This window comes from Rhodococcus sp. 06-470-2, assembly GCF_002258235.1.
Classification (GTDB): Bacteria; Actinomycetota; Actinomycetes; order Mycobacteriales; family Mycobacteriaceae; genus Rhodococcoides.
In genome coordinates this window covers 1-20,409 of sequence record NZ_NOYB01000049.1, presented here as the reverse complement: position 1 = coordinate 20,409, position 20,409 = coordinate 1, and the positions used below count along the sequence as shown (strand labels likewise).

The following is a 20,409-nucleotide window of genomic DNA, read 5'->3' as shown; positions in this document are numbered from 1 at the left end:
ACGTTCCCGGTGCCTCCGAGAGCGACGCTTCGGCGGTGGCGTCGTAATCGAAAGGCGTACCGAACGACGCGGTCGGATTCGACCCGTTGTCGCTCGAATCGGCGGTGGAATCCGGTTCGGGGTCGGGCTGAGGGGTCTTGTCGAAATCAACCACGCGTACTGCCTTCTTCCTCGGCTTTCTTGTCGGACGCCGGACCGGGCTGCGCGTCGACGGTGCTTGCGTCCGTGGTGCTGTCGATCGGTGCCGAACGCGAACCTTCTGCATCCGATGCGGTGTCCTCGGAAGAGGTCTCGCGATCCACGTCGTCGTTCGATTTCAGCGTCGCCGGATCTTCACGGCCCTTGGTGGCGATCACGAAGTACGCGAGCGCCAGAACGAAGATGATGGCGGAGGTGAAGGTGTTGATGCGTATACCGGCGATCGTCGTGGCGAAATCGTCGCGCATGAGTTCCACCCAGAACCGTCCGGCGCAGTATCCGGCCACGTACAGCGCGAACAGTCGACCGTGGCCGATCGTGTACTTGCGGTCGACGAGAACCAGAAGCACCACGACCGCAACGCTCCACAACAGCTCGTACAGGAACGTCGGGTGCACCACTTTTTCCACGAATCCGGTCGAGATCCCGTTGAGTGGATCGAGCCGTCCGTCGGAGTCGACCCGTTCGTAGATCTCCAGGCCCCACGGCTGGGTGGTGGCGCGTCCGTACAGTTCCTGATTGAAGTAGTTGCCGATGCGGCCGATCGCCTGGGCCAGCAGAATCGGAGGACCGACTGCATCACCGAACGCCGGCAGCGGAATCCCGCGTCGACGGCACGCGATCCAGGCACCGACGCCGCCCAGGAACACCGCTCCCCAGATTCCCAGCCCGCCGTTCCAGACGTACAACGCTTCGACCGGGTTTCCGCCGGGGCCGAAATACGTCTTCCAGTCGGTTGCCACGTGGTACAGACGTCCGCCCAGCAGGCCGAACGGGACGGCCCAGACCGCGACGTCGAGGACTGTTCCCTTGGTTCCACCTCGGGCCACCCAGCGGCGATCACCCCACACGACGGCAACGACGATGCCGATGATGATGAACAGGGCGTAGGCCCGCAGAGCCAGCGGTCCGACGTGCCACACCCCCTGCGGCGGACTGGGAATGTAGGCCAGGATCGCGGTCGAAGTCACGACGCTACGTTAGCCGAACGGACACCCTCGGCGAGTTCCGTCGTCAGGTCGCGCACGGCGTCGAGTCCCTTGTCGACGGCACTGACCAATGCCGAACCGACGATCACGGCGTCGGCGTAGCGGGCGATCTCGGCTGCCTGGGCACCCGAGCGCACTCCAAGACCCACGCCGATGGGAATGTCGGAGTGTTGACGGATGCGTGCCGAGAGTGCGGGGGCCATCGAGGACACCGCGTCGCGGGCACCGGTGACGCCCATCGTCGAGGCCGCGTACACGAAGCCGCTACTGGCTTCGACGGTGCTGACCAGCCGCTCCTCGGTGGACGACGGGGCGACGAGGAAGATTCGGTCGAGTTCGTACCGGTTCGAGACCTCGATCCATTCCTGAGCCTCGTCGGGAATGAGATCCGGTGTGATGATCCCGAGCCCACCCGCACTCGCGAGGTCGCGCGCGAAGTTCTCGATGCCGTACTTGAGGACCAGGTTCCAGTAGGTCATGACCACCGCTCGGCCACCCGCTGCCGCAACCTGCTCGGTGACGGCGAAGACGTCCTTGACTCGGGCCCCGGCTCGCAGCGCGACATCGGCCGCGGCCTGGATCGTGGGGCCGTCCATCACCGGATCGGAGTACGGGATGCCCACCTCGACGATGTCGCATCCGGCGTCGACCATCGTCTTGAACACCTCGACCGATCGCGGCACCGTCGGAAATCCTGCCGGGAGGTATCCGACGAGTGCTGCGCGCCCTTCGGCACGGCACTGCGCGAAGGTTCCCGAGAGGCGGGAGTCGTTGTTGCTCATGGCTTGATACCTGCTTCGTCGTCCACGTTCGCTTCGCCGTCTCCGTCGATCAGCCCGAACCATTCGGCTGCGGTGTCGACGTCCTTGTCGCCGCGGCCGGAGAGGTTGACCAGGATGATCGCGTCCTTGCCCAACTCCTTGCCGAGGGTGAGCGCGCCTGCGATGGCGTGCGAGGACTCGATGGCCGGGATGATGCCTTCGGTGCGGCACAGCAGCTTGAAGGCGTTCATGGCTTCGGTATCGGTGATGCCGCGGTACTCGGCCCGACCGATGTCGTGCAAGTACGAGTGCTCGGGACCGACGCCCGGGTAGTCCAATCCCGCTGAGATGGAATGAGATTCGACGGTCTGACCGTCCTCGTCCTGCAGCAGGTAGGAGTACGCACCGTGCAAGGCTCCCGGAGTTCCACCACTGATCGTCGCAGCGTGGCGGCCGGTCTCGACACCGTCACCCGCCGCCTCGAAACCGATCAGCCGAACATCGGCGTCGTCGATGAAGGCGTGGAAGATGCCGATTGCGTTGGAGCCACCGCCGACGCAGGCGGCGATGGCGTCGGGCAGCCGACCCGTGGACGCGAGCACCTGCTGCCGCGCTTCGAGGCCGATGATGCGCTGGAAATCGCGCACCATGACCGGGAAGGGGTGTGGCCCGGCGACGGTGCCGAAGCAGTAGTACGTGTTGTCCGCGTTCGTGACCCAGTCGCGCAGCGCCTCGTTGATGGCGTCCTTGAGGGTGCGCGATCCGGACTTCACGGCCACGACACTGGATCCGAGCAGACGCATCCGAGCGACGTTGAGGGCCTGCCGTTCGGTGTCGACCTCGCCCATGTACACGACACACTCGAGCCCGAGGAGCGCGCACGCCGTGGCGGTGGCCACCCCGTGCTGGCCCGCGCCGGTCTCGGCGATGATCCGTGTCTTGCCCATACGCTTGGCCAGGAGCACCTGTCCGAGCACGTTGTTGATCTTGTGAGAACCGGTGTGGTTGAGGTCTTCTCGCTTGAGGAGAATCCGAGCGCCGCCTGCGTGCTCGGACAACCGCGTCGCCTCGAAGACCGGCGAGGGGCGACCGGTGTAATCGCGCTGCAGTCGGTCGAGTTCACCGAGGAACTCGTTGTCGCTGCGCACCTTCTCGTACTCGGCGGTGACTTCCTCGATCACGCCCATCAGTGCCTCGGGCACGAATCTGCCGCCGTAGACACCGAAATGGCCGCCCACATCGGGCTCGTGCGCGCTGCGATCGGTGAGGCCGATGCTGCTCTGCGGCAGATCAGCGCCTTTGAAACGGACTGCCTGCGGGGCGTCCGTGATGGAAGAAGAATTGCTGGTGCTCACCGGTCCAGTGTGCCCCAACGGCGGACCGCCGCCGCGTTCGGGTCGGGTGCCGGGTCAGCGGTGCAGGGTCAGCGTGCGGGCTTGGGGCACGACGGATGCGTGCCCGCCGTCACCAGGTCCGAGACGGCCGTACGCGGATCTCCTGCGGTGACCAAGCCCTCGCCGACCAGTACCGCGTCGGCACCTGCACCGGCGTAGGCGAGCAGATCCGCCGTGCCACGCACTCCGGACTCCGCGATACGAATAACCTCGCTGGGCAACCCGGGAGCGATACGGCCGAAGCTGTCACGATCGATCTCGAGCGTCTTCAGATTGCGGGCATTGATGCCGATCACGCTGGCACCGGCCTCGAGGGCGCGGTCCGCCTCGGCCTCGGTGTGCACCTCGACCAGCGCCGTCATGCCCAGCGACTCGGTGCGGTCGAGCAAGGACGCCAACGCATCCTGCTCCAGCGCCGCGACGATCAGCAGGATGACGTCGGCACCGTGGGCCCGAGCCTCGTGGATCTGATAGGGGCCGACGATGAAGTCCTTGCGCAGCACGGGAATCGACACCGCGGCACGCACGGCATCGAGGTCTGCCAGAGACCCGTGGAAGCGACGTTCCTCGGTGAGAACACTGATGATGCGCGCGCCGCCCTGCTCGTACGCGCGGGCCAGAACGGCCGGATCACCGATGTCGGCCAACGCCCCTTTGGACGGGCTCGCTCGTTTCACCTCGGCGATGACGCCGATGCCGTCCTCACGGAGGGCAGCTGCCGCGTCGAGGGGGGCCGGTGCTGCCTTCGCTGCTGCTTTCACGGCGGCGAAATCGACCACCGATTCACGCGCGGCCACGTCGGCTCGCACACCGTCGAGAATCGAGTCGAGAACAGTCATGGTGCCCCCAGTCCTTTCTGAGCGTCGACGTCCGATGTGAGGAATCTCATCGGGGTCGGATCTAGCGTAGAGGGCCGATTCAATCCGACGAACGCCGGGTACCGGACTCGTCGGTAGGGTCTTCGCCGGCGTCGAGCGCGTCCCACATCATGCGTTCGGTGAGGTCCTCGCCCTCGTCCTGCACACCGGCACCGGAGGCACTGCTGCGCGCACGACGAGCAACCTCGTCACGACGCACCGCCGGGGCGTCGTACTTGGACGAGAGTACCTGCGTGGCAAACGTTTTCCGAATCGACACCACAGCCGCAGCGAAGGCGCAGAGTGCACCGACGAGGGTGACGATCGCGGGCAGAACCGACACGTCCGTCATCGACACCTGGGCGCGGGCCGGAAGCTCAGCCAGCGCCGCGGACTCCGAATCGGACGCCCCGGCAGTGAGCAATCGAACTGCCGGAATCGCGGCCGCCACGGCCACCACGGCGATCAGCAGGGCCAGCACCCGCGAGGCCCACCCCCGCACGGCGAACGAGGCGGCGATCGCCGCCACCAACACCAGTGCCAGGGGGGTCGTGGCAGCGGCCCAGGTGCTGCCGAGCAGGTCGTCGGTTCGGCTCTCCCCCAGCCCGTCGAACGACGTCACCCGAACCCACGTCATCCTCGACGCGCCCCACAGGCACACGGCAGCAACGACCAGAAGGGCGACGGGCAGAGCGGCCGACCCGCGGCGATTGGATCGCTCGGTCATCGGCCGCCGACCTCACGGAGCGACTCCGCAGCGGCGACGGCTCCCAGCACCGCCATCGCCTTGTTCCGCGCCTCGTCGTCCTCGTACTCCGCAACCGAGTCGGCCACGACGCCTGCCCCGGCCTGAACGTAGGCGGTGCCGTCCTTGATCAGTGCGGTGCGAATCGAGATCGCCGTGTCGGCGTCTCCCGCGAAATCGAGGTAGCCGACGATGCCGCCGTAGATGCCGCGTCGGGTCGGCTCCAGTTCGTCGATCAGTTCCATCGCGCGCACCTTCGGTGCCCCGGACAGGGTGCCTGCCGGGAAGCAGGCCTTGACCGCGTCGAGGGCACGCTTGCCCTCGGCCAACCGTCCGGTGACCGTCGACACCAGGTGCATGACGTGGCTGTATCGCTCGATGTGGCGGTAATCGCTCACTCGCACGGTGCCGGGAGCGCAGACTCGCCCGAGATCGTTGCGGCCCAGATCGACGAGCATCAGGTGCTCGGCGTTCTCCTTCTCGTCGGCCAGCAGATCCTTCTCGAGCAGCACATCCTCCTCCTCGGAGGTGCCTCGCCACCGCGTGCCCGCGATCGGATGCGTGGTGGCGAGACCGTCGACCACCGTCACCAATGCCTCGGGGCTCGATCCGACGATGGAGAAGGCCGTCTCATCGTTCTCCCCCGGTACGTGCATCAGGTACATGTACGGGCTCGGATTCGAGGCCCGCAGCATCCGGTAGACGTCCAGCGGTGACGCATCGGTGTCCATCTCGAAACGTTGGGAGAGAACCACCTGGAACGCCTCACCTGCTTCGATCTCCTCCACCAGGCGAGCGACGTCGGCACCGAAGCCCTCGGACGTGCGCTGCCTCCGGAACTGCGGCTTCGGCCTGGACACGGTGGAGACGGTGGAGGCGGCGGGCTTCGACAGGTCTGCGCACATGCGATCCAATCTGCGCACCGCGTCGTCGTACGCCTCGTCCACATGCTCGTCGGTGCCGTTCCAGTTGACCGCGTTCGCGATCAAGGTGATCGCGCCCTCGTGATGGTCGACGGCCGCGAGATCGGTCGCGAGCAGCATGACCAACTCCGGAACACCGAGATCGTCCTGCGCATGCTCGGGCAGCTTCTCGATGCGCCGCACCGAGTCGTATCCGAGGTAACCGACCATGCCGCCGGTCAACGGAGGCAGACCTGGCAGCCGCTCCGAGTGCAACAGCTCCAGAGTCCGCGCCAGCACTTCGAGAGGATCTCCGCCGCTCGGCACCCCTGCAGGAACGTTGCCGCGCCATGCGGCCTCACCGTCGATGACGGTGAGCGACGCCGGAGAGCCTGCACCGATGAACGACCACCTGGACCACGAACTGCCGTTCTGTGCGGACTCGAGCAGGAAGGTTCCGGGTCGGTCGGCACCGAGCTTGCGGTACGCCGACAGCGGGGTCTCGGAGTCGGCGAGCACTTTTCGCGTCACCGGCACCACGCGGTGCTCGGCGGCGAGATGCCGGAACACCTCACGCGAGGTCGTCGAGTCCGAGTTCTCGGTGTCGGGAGTGGGGCTGGGGTCGGTGGTCGTCTCGCCGTGCATGCCACCATCCTCCCAGGTTCGGCACGAGCGTCGGCGCTCGCGGTAACCTGCCGAGCATGAAACCAGGCGAGCTCGTTCCCGATTTTTCCCTGCCGGACCAGACCGGAGAGACCCGAACGCTGACCGAATTGCTGGCGGACGGTCCGGTGGTGCTGTTCTTCTACCCCGCTGCCTTCACCCCCGGCTGCACCGCCGAGGCGTGCCATTTCCGGGACCTGGCGTCCGAGTTCGCCGAGGTCGGTGCCACCCGGGTCGGCATCAGCGCCGATGCGGTCGCGAAGCAGGCAGAGTTCGCCGCCGCCAAGTCCTTCGACTACCCGCTGCTGTCCGACGAGGACGGCACCGTCGCCACCGCGTTCGGCGTCAAGCGTGGTCTGCTGGCCAAGCTCTCCCCGGTCAAGCGTGCGACGTTCGTCATCGGCACCGACAGGAAGGTCCTCGAGACCTTCTCGAGCGAGGTCCGGTTCGAGGCCCACGCAGACAAGGCTCTCGACTACCTGCGGGCACATCGCACCTAGAGCACTGTCCGACGCGATGCCTCGGGTGGGGGAACCTCGAGGCATCATGTGCAGACCACAACTATCTGGGCAGGAGTGGAGCCTGCAGGAACGACCCACGGATAGGAGTGGAGCCTGCAGGAACGACCGAGACAGATCATCGGAGCCTGCAGCAACGACCGAGAGATCGAGAGGTTCCCTGGGATGGACACGTCGGCGACACCGCAACACACGGTGGATCCCCGTTGGCTCACCGAGAGTCAACAGGAGGCCTGGCGGTCGCTCGTCGCCCTGGTCACTCGACTTCCAGCAGCGTTGGATGCTCAGCTGCAGCGCGATTCGCAGCTGACCCACTTCGACTACTTCGTCCTCGCGACGGTCAGCGAGAATCCGCAGCGACGGATCCAGCTCCGCGACCTCGCCGAGTACGCGAACGCGTCGCTCTCGCGCCTCTCGCACGTGGTGACCAAGCTCGAGAAGGCCGGTTGGGTGCGGCGCGAGTCGATCCCGGGTAGCCGCGGGTCCTATGCGGTGCTGACCGACGCAGGCATGGCGAAGGTCGTGGAATCGGCACCGGGGCACGTCGGCACGGTGCAGTCACTGGTGTTCGAGGGGCTCTCGGACGCGGAGGTCGAGCAGCTCGCGACCCTGAGCTCGACTCTGCTGACGCAGTTGGACAAGGGAATCGCGGCCGGAACCGGTCACGCCTGAGGGTCTGGGCCCAACAGGACGTCGGCATCGAAGCAGGTGTGCGTGCCGGTGTGGCACGCCGCGCCGACCTGGTCGACGACCAGGAGCACGGTGTCACCGTCGCAGTCGAGTCGAACCTCGTGCACGTACTGCGTGTGACCCGACGTCTCACCCTTGATCCAGTACTGCTGCCTGGACCTGGAATAGTAAGTGCCCTTGCGGGTTTCGAGGGTTCGTGCCAGCGCCTCGTCGTCCATCCAGGCCACCATGAGTACCTGACCGGTCGACCGTTCCTGCACGACGGCGCTGAACAGTCCGGCCTCGTTGCGCTTGAGCCGCGCGGACAGACTCGGGTCGAGTGTCATCGGAAATCCTCTTCGCTATCGGACGACGATGCGTTCGGCACGCATCGCATCCTTGACCTGGCCGATGGTGAGATCACCGAAATGGAACACGCTCGCGGCGAGAACCGCGTCCGCGCCGGCGTGCACTGCCGGCGAAAAGTGTTCCACGGCGCCTGCTCCGCCACTGGCGATCACCGGCACGTGCACCGCGCTCCGGACGGCGGCGATCATCGGCAGATCGAATCCGGCTTTGGTTCCGTCGGCGTCCATCGAATTGAGCAGGATCTCACCGACGCCCAATTCCGCTCCCCGTACTGCCCATTCGACGGCATCGATGCCGGTGCCGCGTTTGCCGCCGTGGGTGGTGACCTCCCAGCCCGACGGGGTGTCCTGCTGACCGTCGGGAACGGTTCGTGCATCGACCGAGAGCACGATGCACTGCGAACCGAATCGTTCGCTCAGTTCACGCAGCAGTTCCGGTCGCGCGATCGCTGCGGTGTTGACACTGACCTTGTCCGCCCCGGCTCGCAGCAGTCGATCCACGTCGGCGACGGTGCGCACTCCCCCGCCGACGGTGAGCGGGATGAACACCTGCTCGGCGGTGCGGCTCACGACGTCGAGCATCGTGCCTCGGTCCGACGTCGACGCGGTGACGTCGAGGAAGGTCAGCTCGTCGGCCCCCTGCGCGTCGTAGGCGGCCGCGAGCTCGACGGGATCGCCTGCGTCGCGGAGGTTCTCGAAGTTCACTCCCTTGACGACGCGTCCGGCGTCGACGTCGAGGCACGGGATCACTCTGACCGCGACGCTCATCGCACCGGTCCTTCCAGGTAGTCGACGGGATCACCGAGTTCGGTGATCACCTTCAGCAATTCTTCGTGCACTCCCGGTCCGGCTGCGAGCACCGACGCCGAGTCGACCGTCCAGGGTTCGCCCGCGAGGTCGGTGACGATTCCGCCTGCCGCGCGTACCAGCAGTGCGCCGGCTGCGTTGTCCCAGGCCCGGTGCCCGAAGACCACCGCGCCGCCGAGAACTCCGCTGGCGGTGTAGGCGAGATCGACTCCGGTGGCACCGTGCATCCGCAGTCGCGAGGAATGCATCGACAGCTCTTCGAGGATGCGGAATCGGAACCGACCCGGCAGCGAACCGCGGCTGGCCACATTGAACGCACCGAACCCGATCATGGACTCGCGCAATGCTTTCGGCTGCAGCGCCGGAAGTGCGGCACCGTTGAGCAACAGGGGGCCGCCTGCCACAGCGGCGAAACGCTGGTCCACCAACGGCAGCCACGTGAGCCCGAGGATCGGCTCGCCATCGTCGAGCAACGCCAACAACGTTCCGGCCGACGGCAATCCCGACGAATAGTTGAAGGTGCCGTCGATCGGGTCCAGCACCCAGACGAGTCCCGAGTTCAGATCCGGTCCCCCGAACTCCTCACCGTGAACAGCGATTCCGGTGGCTTCGTGCAATTCCGCACCGAGCCGCCGCTCGAGCTCCAGATCCACTGCGGTGGCGAAGTCGTCGGGGCCCTTCTGCACTGCACTCGGTGCGCCGACGCCGGCGACGAACCGATCGTGGATGCCGTCGAGCAGACCTCCGGCGATCTCGAGCAGACGAGTCGGTTCCTCGGGAAGGGTCATTCCTGCGTTACCGAGACACCGCAGCGAGAGCGTCCGGAAGCGTGAAACGTCCGGCGTACAGAGCCTTTCCGACGATGGAACCTTCGACACCGCGGTCGACCAGTCCGGCGATCGCTTCCAGGTCGGCAATCGTGGACACGCCGCCCGATGCGATGACCGGCTTGTCGGTCTTGGCGCACACGTCGGCTAGCAGTTCGAGGTTGGGCCCGGTCAACGTGCCGTCCTTGGTCACGTCGGTGACGACGTAGCGCGAGCACCCGTCGCGCTCGAGCCGCTCCAGAACCTCCCACAGATCGCCGCCGTCGCTCACCCAGCCGCGGCCGCGCAACCGCGGTGCGCCGTCGACGATCAGCACGTCCAGACCGACGGCGACGCGATCACCGAACTCGCCGATCGCGCGGGAGCACCACTGCGGATCCTCGAGCGCTGCGGTGCCGAGATTGACTCGCGCACAACCGGTCGCCAGCGCCGCGCGCAGCGACTCGTCGTCGCGAATTCCGCCGGACAGCTCCACCTGGACGTCGAGCTCGCCGACGACCGACGCCAGCAGCTCGCGGTTGGATCCGCGTCCGAACGCAGCGTCGAGATCCACCAGATGGACCCACTCGGCACCGTCGTTCTGCCACGCGAGGGCCGCGTCACGGGGCGACCCGTACTTCGTTTCGCTTCCGGCTTCTCCTTGAACGAGACGGACAGCTTCGCCGCCTGCGACATCGACAGCAGGCAATAAGACCAGGCTCACGTGCGGTTATGCTACGGGCCGAGCGTCCGTGAACTCAAAACGGGTCGCCTGTGGTCCTACCGGAGTTCCTTGCGCGTCATGCGCGTGGACACCACACCCATCGCCGCGATCGCGCCGACCACACCGGCCAATGCGATGACCAAGCCCACCCCGGCACTCGGCTGCAGCACAGCGATCAGTGCCGTCGCGATGGCCAGCACGGCCACAGCCGCACCGAGTGCGCGAACCGCCAAGCGCCCGAGTGAGAACTCGCGGTCGCTCACACCGATCGGACCCAGTTCTCGAGCAGCGCGGCCCCGGCGTCGCCGGACTTCTCCGGGTGGAACTGGGTGGCCGAGAGAGCGCCGTTCTCGACCGCGGCGAGGAACCGGCCGCCGTGATCGGCCCAGGTGAGCAACGGGGCGGCGATGGTGTCGCTGGGTTCGAGCTCCCACTGTTGCGCGGCGTAGGAGTGCACGAAGTAGAACCGGGTGTCGGGATCGATGCCGTCGAACAGCACGCTCTTCTCCGGTGCCTCGACGGTGTTCCATCCCATGTGGGGCAGCACCTCGGCCTGCAAGCGCTCGACCGTTCCCGGCCACTCCCCGCACCCGTCGGCCTCGACCCCGAACTCGACCCCGCGGTCGAAGAGGATCTGCATTCCGACACAGATGCCGAGGACGGGGCGTCCGCCCGCCAGGCGTCGCCCGATGATGCGCTCGCCTTTCACCGCCAGCAGCCCTTCCATGCAGGCGGCGAATGCGCCGACACCGGGAACGACCAGCGCTTCTGCATTCAGTGCCTCGTCGAAGTCCGAGGTCACGGTCACATCGGCACCGACTCGGGCGAGAGCCCGCTTCGCCGAGTGCAGATTGCCCGAGCCGTAATCGAGCAACACCACAGAAGTCATGCGGGAAGTCTATCGGGGCGTGGTCTCGCGACGAGCGCCACCGCCGCGACTGCGACCACCGCCGTTGCTGCTGCGGTGAATCCCGCGGTGTAACCCACACTCGTCGCCAGGACACCGAGGGCGAGTGCGCCCGCCCCGGTACCCGCGTCGAAACTGATGTTCCAGACGGCGCTCGCGCTGCTGTATCGGGCCGGACCGGCTGCGTCGAACGCCATCACGAGACTGTCGTTCTGGCACGCGCCGTACCCGATTCCGAACAGAACGGCTGCGACGAAGAACAGCGCAGCGGGCATACCGCCGAGCGCGGCGATCGCGAACAGAGCGATACCGATTGCCGCCGACACCAACGCCGGAAACACCGAGCGTCCGATCCCGATGCGGTCGGCCACCGACCCCGCGGCGTAACGCCCGACGAGCATCGAGGCACTGACGACGGCCAGGGCTAGTCCGATCATCGCGGCTCGGTTCGATTCGGCGATCGGCAACAGACTGGTGATTCCCCCGTAGGCCGCGGACACCGAGGCCACGACGAGACAGGGCACCAGGAATCGGCGCTTGTCGAGGCGAACTCGCTCGATTCTGGGCGGCTGCGGGGCGGGTCGGGTGGGTGGCAGGAGCACGACGCCGATCAGGCCTGCGGCGGGCACGAGAGCACCGAGTACGAACACGGCCGTCGGACTCGCCGCGAAAATCACCAGACCCAGTGGCAGCGTGACCATCTGAGCCAGAGCGACGGCGATCCCCTGCGCACCCGTGGCCCGGCCGAGCAGGGCTGTCGGAGCGAGCTCGGCGACGATGGCCGCGCCGGCAACCGTCAACATTCCGAAACCGGTGCCCCGCAGCGCGGACACCGCCAGCGCCGGTACGGCATCGACGGAGACGATGAACAGCAGGGCGGGCAACCCGAGAAGCAGACACCCGGCGGCCAGAACCGCGCGGTGGCCGACTCGCATCAACATGCTCGGCACGAACAGCTGAGTGATCACCGTCGTGGCCATGAAGATCGCGGTGCTGGCCGCTGCCACCGCGTCCGATGATCCGGACTGGGACACCGCGAGGGGAACCACCGGGAGCAGTAATCCCCAGCCGCCGAACGATGCCGCGCCCATCGCCATCGCGGCCGGAAGACCACGGACGGAGCTCAGGCCGTTCAACGCACGAGCGCCGATCGACCGGTCACAGACTTCCCTTGGTGGACAGCACACCGGTCACGCGAGGGTCGTACTCGGTGGCCTGGCGCAATGCCCGAGCCACGGCCTTGAACTCGGCCTCGGTGATGTGATGCTGATCCCGGCCGTAGATCACCCGCACGTGCAGCGCGATCCGAGCGTTCGACGCCAGCGTCTCGAACACGTGCTTGTTGATCACCGTGGAGTACGGAACGCCCGGGTAGCCGCCGATGACGGAGTGCACCATGTAATCGGGCTCACCGGTGTGCACGCAGTACGGACGACCGGACACGTCGACCGCCGCATGCACCAGTGTTTCGTCCATCGGGATGAACGAATCGCCGAACCGAGTGATGCCGGCCTTGTCACCGAGGGCCTGGCCGAGAGCCTGGCCGAGCACGATCGCGGTGTCCTCGACGGTGTGGTGCGCCTCGATCTCGATGTCGCCCTTCGCCCGCACGGTCAGGTCGAACCGAGCGTGGGTTCCGAGCGCGGTGAGCATGTGGTCGTAGAACGGCACACCGGTGGAGATGTCGACGATGCCGGTGCCGTCGAGGTTCAGCTCCACCGAGATGTCGGATTCCTTGGTGGTGCGCTCGATCTTGGCGATGCGGGGTGCGGGTGTGGTCACTTCGGTGCCTCTGCTGTTTCGGTCGATGCGAGTGCTGCGCTGACGGTGAGGAATCGGTCGTTCTCGTGCGCCAATCCGATGGTGACGCGCAGATAGCCGGGAATTCCGACGTCCCGGATGAGCACGCCGTCGTCCAGGTACCGCTGCCAGGTCGCGGCCGCATCGGCGAACCGGCCGAAGAGCAGGAAGTTGGCGTCGGACGGCACCACCTCGTAACCCTGGTCTCCCAGAGCCGCTGCCACCCGATCTCGTTCGGCGGAGAGCTCGGCCACGCTCCCGAGTGTGTCCGAGGCGTGCCGCAACGCCGCTCGTGCAGCCGCCTGCGTGACGACCGAGAGGTGATAGGGCAAGCGCACCAACAACATTGCGTCGACTACGGCCGGGGCAGCCACCAGATATCCCAACCGACCACCGGCGAACGCGAACGCCTTGCTCATGGTTCGGCTGACCACGATCTTGCCGGGGTAGCTCTCGATCAGCCCGATGGCACTGGGAGCGGAGGAGAATTCCGCGTAGGCCTCGTCGACCACCACGATTCCCGGTGCGGCATCGAGGATTCGGCGTAGATCCGCCTCGTCGATGCTGTGGCCCGTCGGATTGTTGGGGCTGGTGACGAACACGACGTCGGGCCTGCGTTCTTCGATCGCACCGACGGCGTAGTCGACGTCCAGAGAGAAATCTGCCCGACGCTTGGCCGGAATCCATTCGGTCTGCGTCCCGGAGGAGATGATCGGGTGCATCGAGTACGACGGCACGAATCCGAGCGCGGTGCGATCCGGTCCCCCGAAGGCCTGCAGCAACTGCTGCAGAATCTCGTTGGAGCCGTTGGCCGCCCACACGTTGGCGGTGTCGACGGCAAAGCCGGTCTGCTCGGTGAGGTATCGAGCCAGGTCGGCCCGCAGCGCTTCGGCATCGCGATCCGGGTAGCGATGCAGCTGCCCGGCGGCGAGTCGAACGGAGTCGGCCACATCGTCGATCAATGCCTGCGTCGGCGGGTGCGGATTTTCGTTGGTGTTCAACTGAACCGGCACGGTGAGCTGCGGCGCGCCGTAGGGTGATTTGCCGATCAGCGCCTCGCGCAGCGGGAGGTCGTCCAGCGAGATCGACCGTCCCAAAGCATCACTCATGACGCATCACCGGTACGCAACCCTTCGAACCGCAGCCGCACCGCCTCGCCGTGGGCCGGTAGATCCTCGGCGTTGGCGAGCGCAATGACATGCGCCGCAACGTCTTTCAGGGCGGCTTCGCTGTAGTCGACCACGTGGATACCGCGGAGGAACGTCTGCACACTCAGGCCGGACGAGTGGCGCGCGCATCCTGCCGTCGGCAGTACGTGATTGGAACCGGCGCAGTAGTCGCCGAGGCTCACCGGCGACCACGCTCCGACGAACACGGCACCGGCGCTGCGCACCCGGGCTGCGACGTCGGATGCGTCCTTCGTCTGGATCTCGAGGTGCTCGGCGGCGTAGGCGTTGACCACGGCCAATCCCTGCGTGACATCGTCGACCAGCACGATGCCGGACTGACTGCCGTTCAGCGCGGTGGCCACCCGCTCGGCATGCCGCGTCGATGCCATCTGTGCGTTGACGGCCTGGTCCACGGCATCGGCCAGTTCGATGCTGTCGGTGACCAACACGCTGGCCGCCATCACGTCGTGTTCGGCCTGGCTGATGAGGTCAGCTGCCACGTGAACGGGGTCCGCGGTGGCGTCGGCGAGGATCGCGATCTCGGTCGGCCCTGCCTCGGAATCGATTCCGACGAGCGAGCGGCACAGTCGTTTGGCGGCGGTGACGTAGATGTTGCCGGGACCGGTGATGAGATCGACCGGTGCCAACTCGCCACCGTCGGTGTCGACGCCGCCGTAGGTGAGCAGCGCGACACCCTGGCCGCCGCCGACCGCCCAGACCTCGTCGACGCCGAGCAGCTGGGCCGCGGCCAAGATAGTCGGGTGCGGCAGTCCGCCGAAGTTCTTCTGCGGCGGCGACGCCACCACCAGAGATCCGACGCCTGCGATCTGCGCGGGCACCACGTTCATCACGACCGACGACGGATACACGGCGTTACCGCCGGGCACGTACAACCCGACGCGATCGACCGGGATCCAGCGTTCGGTCACCGTTCCGCCGGGCACCACCTGTGTGGTGTGGTCGGTTCGGCGCTGATCGGAGTGCACCAGACGGGTTCGTTCGATGGCGACCTCGAGGGCGGCTCGAACATCCGGATCGAGCTCGGCGAGGGCCTTGACCAGTTCTTCCTGCGGGACGCGAACGCGATCCGGCCGGACGCCGTCGAACTTCTCACTGAACTCGAGCGCAGCCTCGGTGCCGCGTTCTCGGACGGCGTCGACGACAGGGCGAACCTGATGCAGCACCGAATCGACATCCACTCCGCCTCGGGGAAGTGCGCCGCGTAGTTCGGCGGTGGATGGAGTTCGTCCGCGTAGATCGACGCGGGCGAGCTCGATGCGGGCAGGCATAGTGGGCCCCTTCGTGAAGTCGGTTCGGTGCCGGGGTTCGGTCGAAACAGTGTGGTTCGAACACCCAGGATAGTTCCACCGAATTCGGCTCAGCCCCGCACGTCCCACAGATGATGGATGGGGTCGTGAATGTAGTAGGCGGCCAGTGACTCGACCGAGAAGTTCGATCCATCACTTCGTCGACCGGTCCGCTGCCGGTTCTCCGGCGGAACGGCAGCGAAATCGTCCGCGAGGGCGCGCGCAGCGTCACCGAGTTCGGATGCCACCTTCGCTGGGTCCTGGGCGTTGTAGTTCTCGGCCAGCGCCGTGGCGTCCTGATCCCAGTTGGCGAACTCGGGATCGTCTTCGGCCAACACCAACGCCAGCCGGGTGCGGAAGATGCGGTACGCGTCACGTACGTGCGCGGCGTACTCGAGCGCGGACCACGTCGAGTCGTCGGGGCGCAGTGCTGCGTCGTCGCGCTGCAGCACCGCCTCCCAACGCTCGACGTCGGCGCGGATGAGGTCCGGGATGTCGTCGTACACGACGGCGCTCGAGTCGAACCCGCAGTCCGGGCACGCTCGCTCGAGTACCCAGGTCCAGTTCTTGGTATCGGGATCGATCGGCATGCCGGTCAGAATAGGTTCGGGTCAGGCGTAGCGAGCAGCGAGGTTGTGCAGCGTGCTCGTGATGCCCTGCGCGTTCTTCTGCGGCATCTTGAACAGCTCGAGCATTTTCGGGACCTTGGCGGTGCCGTACTTGAAGCTCTCGGTGACCGTGGTCAGGCCCGGCTGCTTCTCCTCGAACTCCCAGCGCCAGCTGTGCCCCATCGGATGCTGCCACTCGACGACCTTGTGCCGATCGGCGTCGACGAACTCGGTGACGGTACTGGTGATCTTGTAGGGCACGCCGTACTGCTTCATGCCGACGGAGAATTTCGCACCGGTGCTGAGTCGATCGGGACCGCGCACAGTGTCCTTGACGGTGCCGGATCCGTCGAGCTCGCCGTGCCGCTTCGGATCGGCCACCATGTCGAACAGTTCGGACGCCGGTGCCCGCACCTCGGTCTGACGGGTGACGTGCTGCGGGCCTGTGTCGATGGTTCTGATGTCTGCCATGTCCGCGGTCTACCCCACAGCGCCCGGTTCGACACACCTACCGGGCCGAATCGGAGTTGACGGCCGTAGTTCAATGAACCCATGTCCTGGTCAGTGTGGCTCGCCTTTCTCGGCGCGAGCATCGTCATCAGTCTCTCCCCCGGCGCCGGTGCCATCGCGTCGATGTCCACCGGGCTCCGCTACGGCCTGCGCCGCGGATACTGGAACATCTTCGGGCTGCAGATCGGTCTGCTGATTCAGATCGGCGTCGTCGCCGTCGGACTGGGAGCCGTTCTGGCGAGCTCGACGCTGGCCTTCTCCGTCATCAAATGGTTCGGCGTCTCATACCTGGTCTACCTCGGAGTTCGACAGTGGCGGGCAGCCCCGACCGAGGTCGCCGACGCCCCGGCAGTAGCCGACCGTGGCACGACGATGCTCGCCCGAGGCTTCCTCGTCAACGCCAGCAACCCGAAAGCTGTCGTCTTCATGGTCGCGGTGCTCCCCCAGTTCCTCGATCCGACACGGCCTCTCGTCGTCCAGTACCTGCTGATCGCCGCCACGATGGTCGCGGTCGACATGCTCGTGATGACGGGGTACACCTCGCTGGCGTCGCGGGTGTTGCGCTTGATGAAATCCCAGCGTCAACAGAAGACGATGAATCGCACGTTCGCCGGGCTGTTCTTTGCCGCCGCAACGTTTCTGGCGACCGTCCGGCGGGTGACTCCGTGAGGAAATATCGCGTGATCATGAAGAATGCCCTCGGCGGCGACCCGATTCCACTGGGACTGTTCGACACGCTTCTGGAGGCCAACACCTGGATCCAGGACGTCGGCAAACGGGACGAGCACGAACTGGGCACCTATTCCGTCGAAGTTGTCGACGAGTGAGCGGACGGTGTCCGTGTTCGAGTGGTGACACGTTCGATGCCTGTTGCGAGCCGTATCTGCGCGGGGAGGCGAGCGCGCCGACGGCGGAGAAGCTGATGCGATCGCGATTCACCGCGTTCGCCGTCGGCGATGTGGCATATCTCCGCGCATCGTGGCATCCCGACACCGCACCGGCCGAGCTGGAATTGGACCCCGACCAGCGGTGGTATCGACTCGACATTCTCGCAACCGACGCCGGTGGCATGTTCGACGACGCGGGAACGGTCGAGTTCCGAGCTCGGTACAAGCATCCCGACGGGGCAGGCTCGATGAGTGAGGTCAGCCGCTTCGCCCGCATCGACGGCCGGTGGCGCTACCTCGACGGGATCGTCTCGCGTTAGAGGTTGCGCAGCTTGGTCGGTCGGTTGCCCGAGGTGCGACGCGCTTCCTGCTTTTCCTTGATGCGTTCGGCATCCTTGCGCACCTGAATCTGGGTGCGACGCTCGCGAACGAGCCACTGGGGCGGGCTGGCGACGAGTTCGTCGATTGCCTCGGTGGTCAGCGCTTCGGTGACACCGCCGCGGGCCAGCCCCGCGATGGACACGCCGAGCTTCTTGGCGATGACGTCGCGGGGGAAGGGGCCGTTGGCCTGCAGGTCGGTCAACCACTGCGGCGGATCGCTGCGCAGTGCGTCCAGGTCGGACCGGCTGATCATCGAGTTCTGGAATTCTTCGGGTGCTGCGGGAAGGTAGATGCCGAGCTTGTTCGCCGCGGTCAATGGCTTCATGGTCTGCTGTTTGTTCTCCGGGCTCACCGGACCAGCTTATCCGGCCGTCGGCGCTCTCGACGCCACCGTCCCTCACTGCCCTCCTCGTCCCATAGGCTCGACATCGTGAACATCGATGTGCAGACACTGCGCTGGTACGCGGCGGTGGCGCAGCAACTGCATTTCGCGCGCGCTGCTCGGTCGCTCGGAATCTCGCGGATCCGATTGAGCAAGACGATCGTGGAACTCGAGGAACAGCTCGGCGTCGACCTGTTCGTGCCCGGAGCATCCCCCACCGAGCTCACCGCCGAAGGCCGCGATCTGCTCGAGCGAGCCCTGGTGGAGATCGCCGAGGACGATCGGCTCTCGGAGCTCGCGCAGGTCGCTGCTGCCGAGCCGACGACCTTCACCATCGGATACGCCGAAGGTGTGACGCTGACGAAGTGGACACGCATCTGGGCGGATCGGTTCCCCGACGTCACCTTGTCCGTGGTGGCGACGACGCCGCAGACACAGGTGTCGGCCCTGCGCGACGGAACGGTCGATGTGAGCTTCGTTCGTCCGCCGATCGATCGCGATGGGCTCAACGCGATCGGTCTGTACCAGGAAGTGCAGGTGGTGGTGGTCCCGAAAGACCACGCGGTCGCCGCATTCGATTCGGTCACCGCGACCGATCTCGCCGACGAGCATCTGCTCGCCGAACCCGCGACCGTGCCCGAATGGGCAGCGGTGGCAACCGAACTCGTGTCCGGGAGTCGACCGGAACTGCCGCCGATGAATTCCGTTGCCGAGACGTTCGAGTACGTGGCCGCCGGGCTCGGGGTGGCGATCGTGCCGCACTCGGTCGCCCGATTCAATGCCCGCAAGGACCTCGTCTACCGCCCGGTGACCGATGTCGAGCAGTCACAGATTGCACTGGCCTGGGTCGCCGAACGCGAGGACGACCGCATCGAGGAATTCATCGGTATCGTCCGCGGCCGCTCGACCCGCAGTTCACGCGGACCGTCGGACGAGGCACCGGTCAAGAAGAAGAAAGCGCACCCCTCCAAACCCGCTCGCCCCGTTGCCAAGACGAAGACGAACGCCCGACGCAGCGGGAAGCGTCGCTGACGTCTGCATCTCGCTCCGCCCCCGAATCCATGAGAACGTGTGTTCGAAAGTGTGTCAGTAGGTCGCGATAGATTCCGTTCATGCTTTCGGGGGACGGCGGATCAGAGGTGGACGGCATCGAGACGGTGCCGCCCGCCCCTGAGGTGTCCGATCCCGAACTGTCTGCGCTGGTCGACCGAGTGGAATCCGCGATCGCGGAGTTGGCCGGGCAGGCGTCGGTGTCGTGGACGAACGCCGACCGGCGCGCGGTGATCCAACGGATGGAAACGGCGACCAGGTCGCTGACCGCGTACTTGTACACCTGGCTCAACGAGCTGATCTCTCAGCACGGGCTCGATGTGTATCCGGGATCGGTGCCGTCGTCGGTGGCGTGGATGCTGCGGATCACCCCACGAGCAGCCGGAGCACGGGTCCGTCTGGCTGCGGAGTTGGGTGACCGCACCGCCTTCTCGGGGGAAGTGCTGCCGCCGTTGCTGCCGCACACCGCGGGAGCGTTGCGGGCGGGGCTGCTCGATGCCAAGCATGTGCAGATGATCCGCGAATTCTTCCGCCATCTGCCCCGGGATGTCGATCCGCAGACGCGCGAGCTCGCCGACGAACAACTGGCGGGCTACGCCTCGACCAGGCGACCCGACGATTTCGCACCGTTGGTGGCGCACCTGGATTCGATCCTCAATCCCGACGGCGACCACGACGAGGACGAGGACGAAGACGAGGACGGGAAGCCACCGAGACCACCGAAACGCAGGGATGCGTTCTTCTACCTCGGCGAGCAAGGTGCCGACGGAATGTCCGAAGGAAAATTCTGCGTCGACCCCGAACTACGGGCCTACCTCGAAGCCTTGTTCTCCAAAGCTGCGAAACCGGGAGTGAACAACCCCGCCGACCCGACATCGGTCGTGCATGACGAGACCGACAGCACTTGTGGCGGCAAGGACAGCACGACCCCTGGTGCCGAGAGTGACGGTGCGCGTCCCGATCCTGCAGCAGCCGAACCGGATTCGCCCACACCGAGTGGCGTCTGC

Annotated in this window: 26 protein-coding genes; 7 read left to right on the top strand and 19 right to left on the bottom strand. The window is 66.3% G+C overall.

The annotated features are described in order from the left end of the window. Nucleotides 1-146: 146 nt before the first annotated feature. The 6 genes from lgt to CH276_RS27685 all read right to left on the bottom strand — a co-directional run bounded on the left by lgt (nt 147) and on the right by CH276_RS27685 (nt 6,491). Complete coding sequence (gene lgt / locus CH276_RS27710) at nt 147-1,169, bottom strand: prolipoprotein diacylglyceryl transferase (protein WP_094629253.1); 1,023 nt, start codon at nt 1,167-1,169, stop codon at nt 147-149. Further along, complete coding sequence (gene trpA / locus CH276_RS27705) at nt 1,166-1,969, bottom strand: tryptophan synthase subunit alpha (protein ID WP_032394328.1); 804 nt, start codon at nt 1,967-1,969, stop codon at nt 1,166-1,168. The genes lgt and trpA overlap by 4 nt, the downstream gene beginning before the upstream one ends. Further along, complete coding sequence (gene trpB / locus CH276_RS27700) at nt 1,966-3,237, bottom strand: tryptophan synthase subunit beta (protein ID WP_045199662.1); 1,272 nt, start codon at nt 3,235-3,237, stop codon at nt 1,966-1,968. Before trpB ends, trpA begins: the two co-directional genes overlap by 4 nt. Nucleotides 3,238-3,371: 134 nt before the next feature. Next, entirely contained in the window at nt 3,372-4,181 is an 810-nt protein-coding gene (gene trpC, locus CH276_RS27695; protein WP_032394329.1) for an indole-3-glycerol phosphate synthase TrpC, read from the bottom strand. A gap of 79 nt (nt 4,182-4,260) precedes the next feature. Next, the gene (locus CH276_RS27690) at nt 4,261-4,926 is read right to left on the bottom strand and encodes a TIGR02234 family membrane protein (RefSeq protein WP_094629252.1); all 666 of its coding nucleotides are present in this window, start codon (nt 4,924-4,926) and stop codon (nt 4,261-4,263) included. Next, the gene (locus CH276_RS27685; protein WP_045194974.1) at nt 4,923-6,491 is read right to left on the bottom strand and encodes an anthranilate synthase component I; all 1,569 of its coding nucleotides are present in this window, start codon (nt 6,489-6,491) and stop codon (nt 4,923-4,925) included. Before CH276_RS27685 ends, CH276_RS27690 begins: the two co-directional genes overlap by 4 nt. A gap of 56 nt (nt 6,492-6,547) precedes the next feature. Here CH276_RS27685 and CH276_RS27680 point away from each other — a divergent pair, with 56 nt between their 5' ends. Both CH276_RS27680 and CH276_RS27675 read left to right on the top strand, forming a co-directional pair. Next, nucleotides 6,548-7,009 carry a peroxiredoxin gene (locus CH276_RS27680; protein ID WP_094629251.1) on the top strand — a complete coding sequence of 154 codons (462 nt, stop codon included), beginning with the start codon at nt 6,548-6,550 and terminating at the stop codon, nt 7,007-7,009. Between the two features lie 183 nt (nt 7,010-7,192). Next, nucleotides 7,193-7,699 (top strand): MarR family winged helix-turn-helix transcriptional regulator, encoded by a 507-nt coding sequence (locus CH276_RS27675; RefSeq protein WP_094629250.1) that lies wholly within the window; start codon nt 7,193-7,195, stop codon nt 7,697-7,699. On the opposite strand, the gene hisI is transcribed toward CH276_RS27675, so the two are convergent. From hisI to CH276_RS27615, 12 genes are all read right to left on the bottom strand, one after another. Then, nucleotides 7,690-8,043 carry a phosphoribosyl-AMP cyclohydrolase gene (gene hisI, locus CH276_RS27670; protein WP_094629249.1) on the bottom strand — a complete coding sequence of 118 codons (354 nt, stop codon included), beginning with the start codon at nt 8,041-8,043 and terminating at the stop codon, nt 7,690-7,692. The genes CH276_RS27675 and hisI overlap by 10 nt on opposite strands. Nucleotides 8,044-8,058: 15 nt before the next feature. Further along, nucleotides 8,059-8,832 (bottom strand): imidazole glycerol phosphate synthase subunit HisF, encoded by a 774-nt coding sequence (gene hisF, locus CH276_RS27665; protein ID WP_032394335.1) that lies wholly within the window; start codon nt 8,830-8,832, stop codon nt 8,059-8,061. Next, nucleotides 8,829-9,659, bottom strand: a complete 831-nt coding sequence (locus CH276_RS27660; RefSeq protein WP_032394336.1) for an inositol monophosphatase family protein — start codon at nt 9,657-9,659, stop codon at nt 8,829-8,831. The genes hisF and CH276_RS27660 overlap by 4 nt, the downstream gene beginning before the upstream one ends. Nucleotides 9,660-9,666: 7 nt before the next feature. Continuing rightward, nucleotides 9,667-10,401 (bottom strand): bifunctional 1-(5-phosphoribosyl)-5-((5-phosphoribosylamino)methylideneamino)imidazole-4-carboxamide isomerase/phosphoribosylanthranilate isomerase PriA, encoded by a 735-nt coding sequence (gene priA / locus CH276_RS27655; protein WP_032394337.1) that lies wholly within the window; start codon nt 10,399-10,401, stop codon nt 9,667-9,669. A 56-nt stretch (nt 10,402-10,457) separates the two neighbouring features. Further along, nucleotides 10,458-10,664 carry a hypothetical protein gene (locus tag CH276_RS27650; RefSeq protein WP_032394338.1) on the bottom strand — a complete coding sequence of 69 codons (207 nt, stop codon included), beginning with the start codon at nt 10,662-10,664 and terminating at the stop codon, nt 10,458-10,460. Next, the gene (gene hisH / locus CH276_RS27645) at nt 10,661-11,290 is read right to left on the bottom strand and encodes an imidazole glycerol phosphate synthase subunit HisH (RefSeq protein ID WP_094629248.1); all 630 of its coding nucleotides are present in this window, start codon (nt 11,288-11,290) and stop codon (nt 10,661-10,663) included. Before hisH ends, CH276_RS27650 begins: the two co-directional genes overlap by 4 nt. Then, on the bottom strand, nt 11,287-12,405 hold the full coding sequence (locus CH276_RS27640) for an MFS transporter (protein ID WP_094629265.1): 1,119 nt from the start codon (nt 12,403-12,405) through the stop codon (nt 11,287-11,289). Before CH276_RS27640 ends, hisH begins: the two co-directional genes overlap by 4 nt. 61 nt (nt 12,406-12,466) lie before the next feature. Beyond that, on the bottom strand, nt 12,467-13,090 hold the full coding sequence (gene hisB / locus CH276_RS27635) for an imidazoleglycerol-phosphate dehydratase HisB (RefSeq protein WP_032394340.1): 624 nt from the start codon (nt 13,088-13,090) through the stop codon (nt 12,467-12,469). Further along, nucleotides 13,087-14,217 (bottom strand): histidinol-phosphate transaminase, encoded by a 1,131-nt coding sequence (locus tag CH276_RS27630; RefSeq protein WP_094629247.1) that lies wholly within the window; start codon nt 14,215-14,217, stop codon nt 13,087-13,089. Before CH276_RS27630 ends, hisB begins: the two co-directional genes overlap by 4 nt. Continuing rightward, nucleotides 14,214-15,566 (bottom strand): histidinol dehydrogenase, encoded by a 1,353-nt coding sequence (gene hisD, locus CH276_RS27625; protein ID WP_094629246.1) that lies wholly within the window; start codon nt 15,564-15,566, stop codon nt 14,214-14,216. The genes CH276_RS27630 and hisD overlap by 4 nt, the downstream gene beginning before the upstream one ends. 89 nt (nt 15,567-15,655) lie before the next feature. Next, nucleotides 15,656-16,174 (bottom strand): DinB family protein, encoded by a 519-nt coding sequence (locus tag CH276_RS27620; RefSeq protein WP_094629245.1) that lies wholly within the window; start codon nt 16,172-16,174, stop codon nt 15,656-15,658. Between the two features lie 21 nt (nt 16,175-16,195). Beyond that, nucleotides 16,196-16,663, bottom strand: a complete 468-nt coding sequence (locus tag CH276_RS27615; RefSeq protein WP_032394344.1) for an SRPBCC family protein — start codon at nt 16,661-16,663, stop codon at nt 16,196-16,198. An 81-nt stretch (nt 16,664-16,744) separates the two neighbouring features. Here CH276_RS27615 and rhtB point away from each other — a divergent pair, with 81 nt between their 5' ends. Genes rhtB through CH276_RS27605 form a run of 3 tightly spaced genes read left to right on the top strand, consistent with a single transcriptional unit; the run spans nt 16,745 to nt 17,909 of the window. After that, nucleotides 16,745-17,371: a homoserine/homoserine lactone efflux protein gene (gene rhtB / locus CH276_RS27610; protein WP_094629244.1), complete on the top strand. Its 627-nt coding sequence runs from the start codon at nt 16,745-16,747 to the stop codon at nt 17,369-17,371. Between the two features lie 11 nt (nt 17,372-17,382). Beyond that, nucleotides 17,383-17,529, top strand: coding sequence for a hypothetical protein (locus CH276_RS28685; protein ID WP_155290785.1), 147 nt, complete (start codon nt 17,383-17,385; stop codon nt 17,527-17,529). Next, the gene (locus tag CH276_RS27605; RefSeq protein ID WP_094629243.1) at nt 17,526-17,909 is read left to right on the top strand and encodes a YchJ family protein; all 384 of its coding nucleotides are present in this window, start codon (nt 17,526-17,528) and stop codon (nt 17,907-17,909) included. Before CH276_RS28685 ends, CH276_RS27605 begins: the two co-directional genes overlap by 4 nt. Here CH276_RS27605 and CH276_RS27600 read toward each other — a convergent pair. Next, on the bottom strand, nt 17,906-18,322 hold the full coding sequence (locus CH276_RS27600; RefSeq protein WP_094629242.1) for a DUF5997 family protein: 417 nt from the start codon (nt 18,320-18,322) through the stop codon (nt 17,906-17,908). The two genes, CH276_RS27605 and CH276_RS27600, sit on opposite strands and share 4 nt — an antisense overlap. 78 nt (nt 18,323-18,400) lie before the next feature. On the opposite strand from CH276_RS27600, the gene CH276_RS27595 reads away from it, so the two are divergent. Continuing rightward, on the top strand, nt 18,401-19,384 hold the full coding sequence (locus tag CH276_RS27595; RefSeq protein WP_094629241.1) for a LysR family transcriptional regulator: 984 nt from the start codon (nt 18,401-18,403) through the stop codon (nt 19,382-19,384). 80 nt (nt 19,385-19,464) lie between these two features. After that, the coding region (locus CH276_RS27590) for a DUF222 domain-containing protein (RefSeq protein WP_141214793.1) at nt 19,465-20,409 on the top strand (945 nt) is incomplete at its 3' end.

What these genes read in the sequence shown, in the direction of transcription:
- trpA (WP_032394328.1), bottom strand. Translation starts at nt 1,969, where the DNA reads ATGAGCAACAACGACTCCCGCCTCTCGGGAACCTTCGCGCAGTGCCGT.
- trpC (WP_032394329.1), bottom strand. Translation starts at nt 4,181, where the DNA reads ATGACTGTTCTCGACTCGATTCTCGACGGTGTGCGAGCCGACGTGGCC.
- CH276_RS27690 (WP_094629252.1), bottom strand. Translation starts at nt 4,926, where the DNA reads ATGACCGAGCGATCCAATCGCCGCGGGTCGGCCGCTCTGCCCGTCGCC.
- CH276_RS27685 (WP_045194974.1), bottom strand. Translation starts at nt 6,491, where the DNA reads ATGCACGGCGAGACGACCACCGACCCCAGCCCCACTCCCGACACCGAG.
- CH276_RS27680 (WP_094629251.1), top strand. Translation starts at nt 6,548, where the DNA reads ATGAAACCAGGCGAGCTCGTTCCCGATTTTTCCCTGCCGGACCAGACC.
- CH276_RS27675 (WP_094629250.1), top strand. Translation starts at nt 7,193, where the DNA reads ATGGACACGTCGGCGACACCGCAACACACGGTGGATCCCCGTTGGCTC.
- hisI (WP_094629249.1), bottom strand. Translation starts at nt 8,043, where the DNA reads ATGACACTCGACCCGAGTCTGTCCGCGCGGCTCAAGCGCAACGAGGCC.
- hisF (WP_032394335.1), bottom strand. Translation starts at nt 8,832, where the DNA reads ATGAGCGTCGCGGTCAGAGTGATCCCGTGCCTCGACGTCGACGCCGGA.
- CH276_RS27660 (WP_032394336.1), bottom strand. Translation starts at nt 9,659, where the DNA reads ATGACCCTTCCCGAGGAACCGACTCGTCTGCTCGAGATCGCCGGAGGT.
- hisH (WP_094629248.1), bottom strand. Translation starts at nt 11,290, where the DNA reads ATGACTTCTGTGGTGTTGCTCGATTACGGCTCGGGCAATCTGCACTCG.
- CH276_RS27640 (WP_094629265.1), bottom strand. Translation starts at nt 12,405, where the DNA reads ATGGCGATGGGCGCGGCATCGTTCGGCGGCTGGGGATTACTGCTCCCG.
- CH276_RS27630 (WP_094629247.1), bottom strand. Translation starts at nt 14,217, where the DNA reads ATGAGTGATGCTTTGGGACGGTCGATCTCGCTGGACGACCTCCCGCTG.
- hisD (WP_094629246.1), bottom strand. Translation starts at nt 15,566, where the DNA reads ATGCCTGCCCGCATCGAGCTCGCCCGCGTCGATCTACGCGGACGAACT.
- CH276_RS27620 (WP_094629245.1), bottom strand. Translation starts at nt 16,174, where the DNA reads ATGCCGATCGATCCCGATACCAAGAACTGGACCTGGGTACTCGAGCGA.
- CH276_RS27615 (WP_032394344.1), bottom strand. Translation starts at nt 16,663, where the DNA reads ATGGCAGACATCAGAACCATCGACACAGGCCCGCAGCACGTCACCCGT.
- rhtB (WP_094629244.1), top strand. Translation starts at nt 16,745, where the DNA reads ATGTCCTGGTCAGTGTGGCTCGCCTTTCTCGGCGCGAGCATCGTCATC.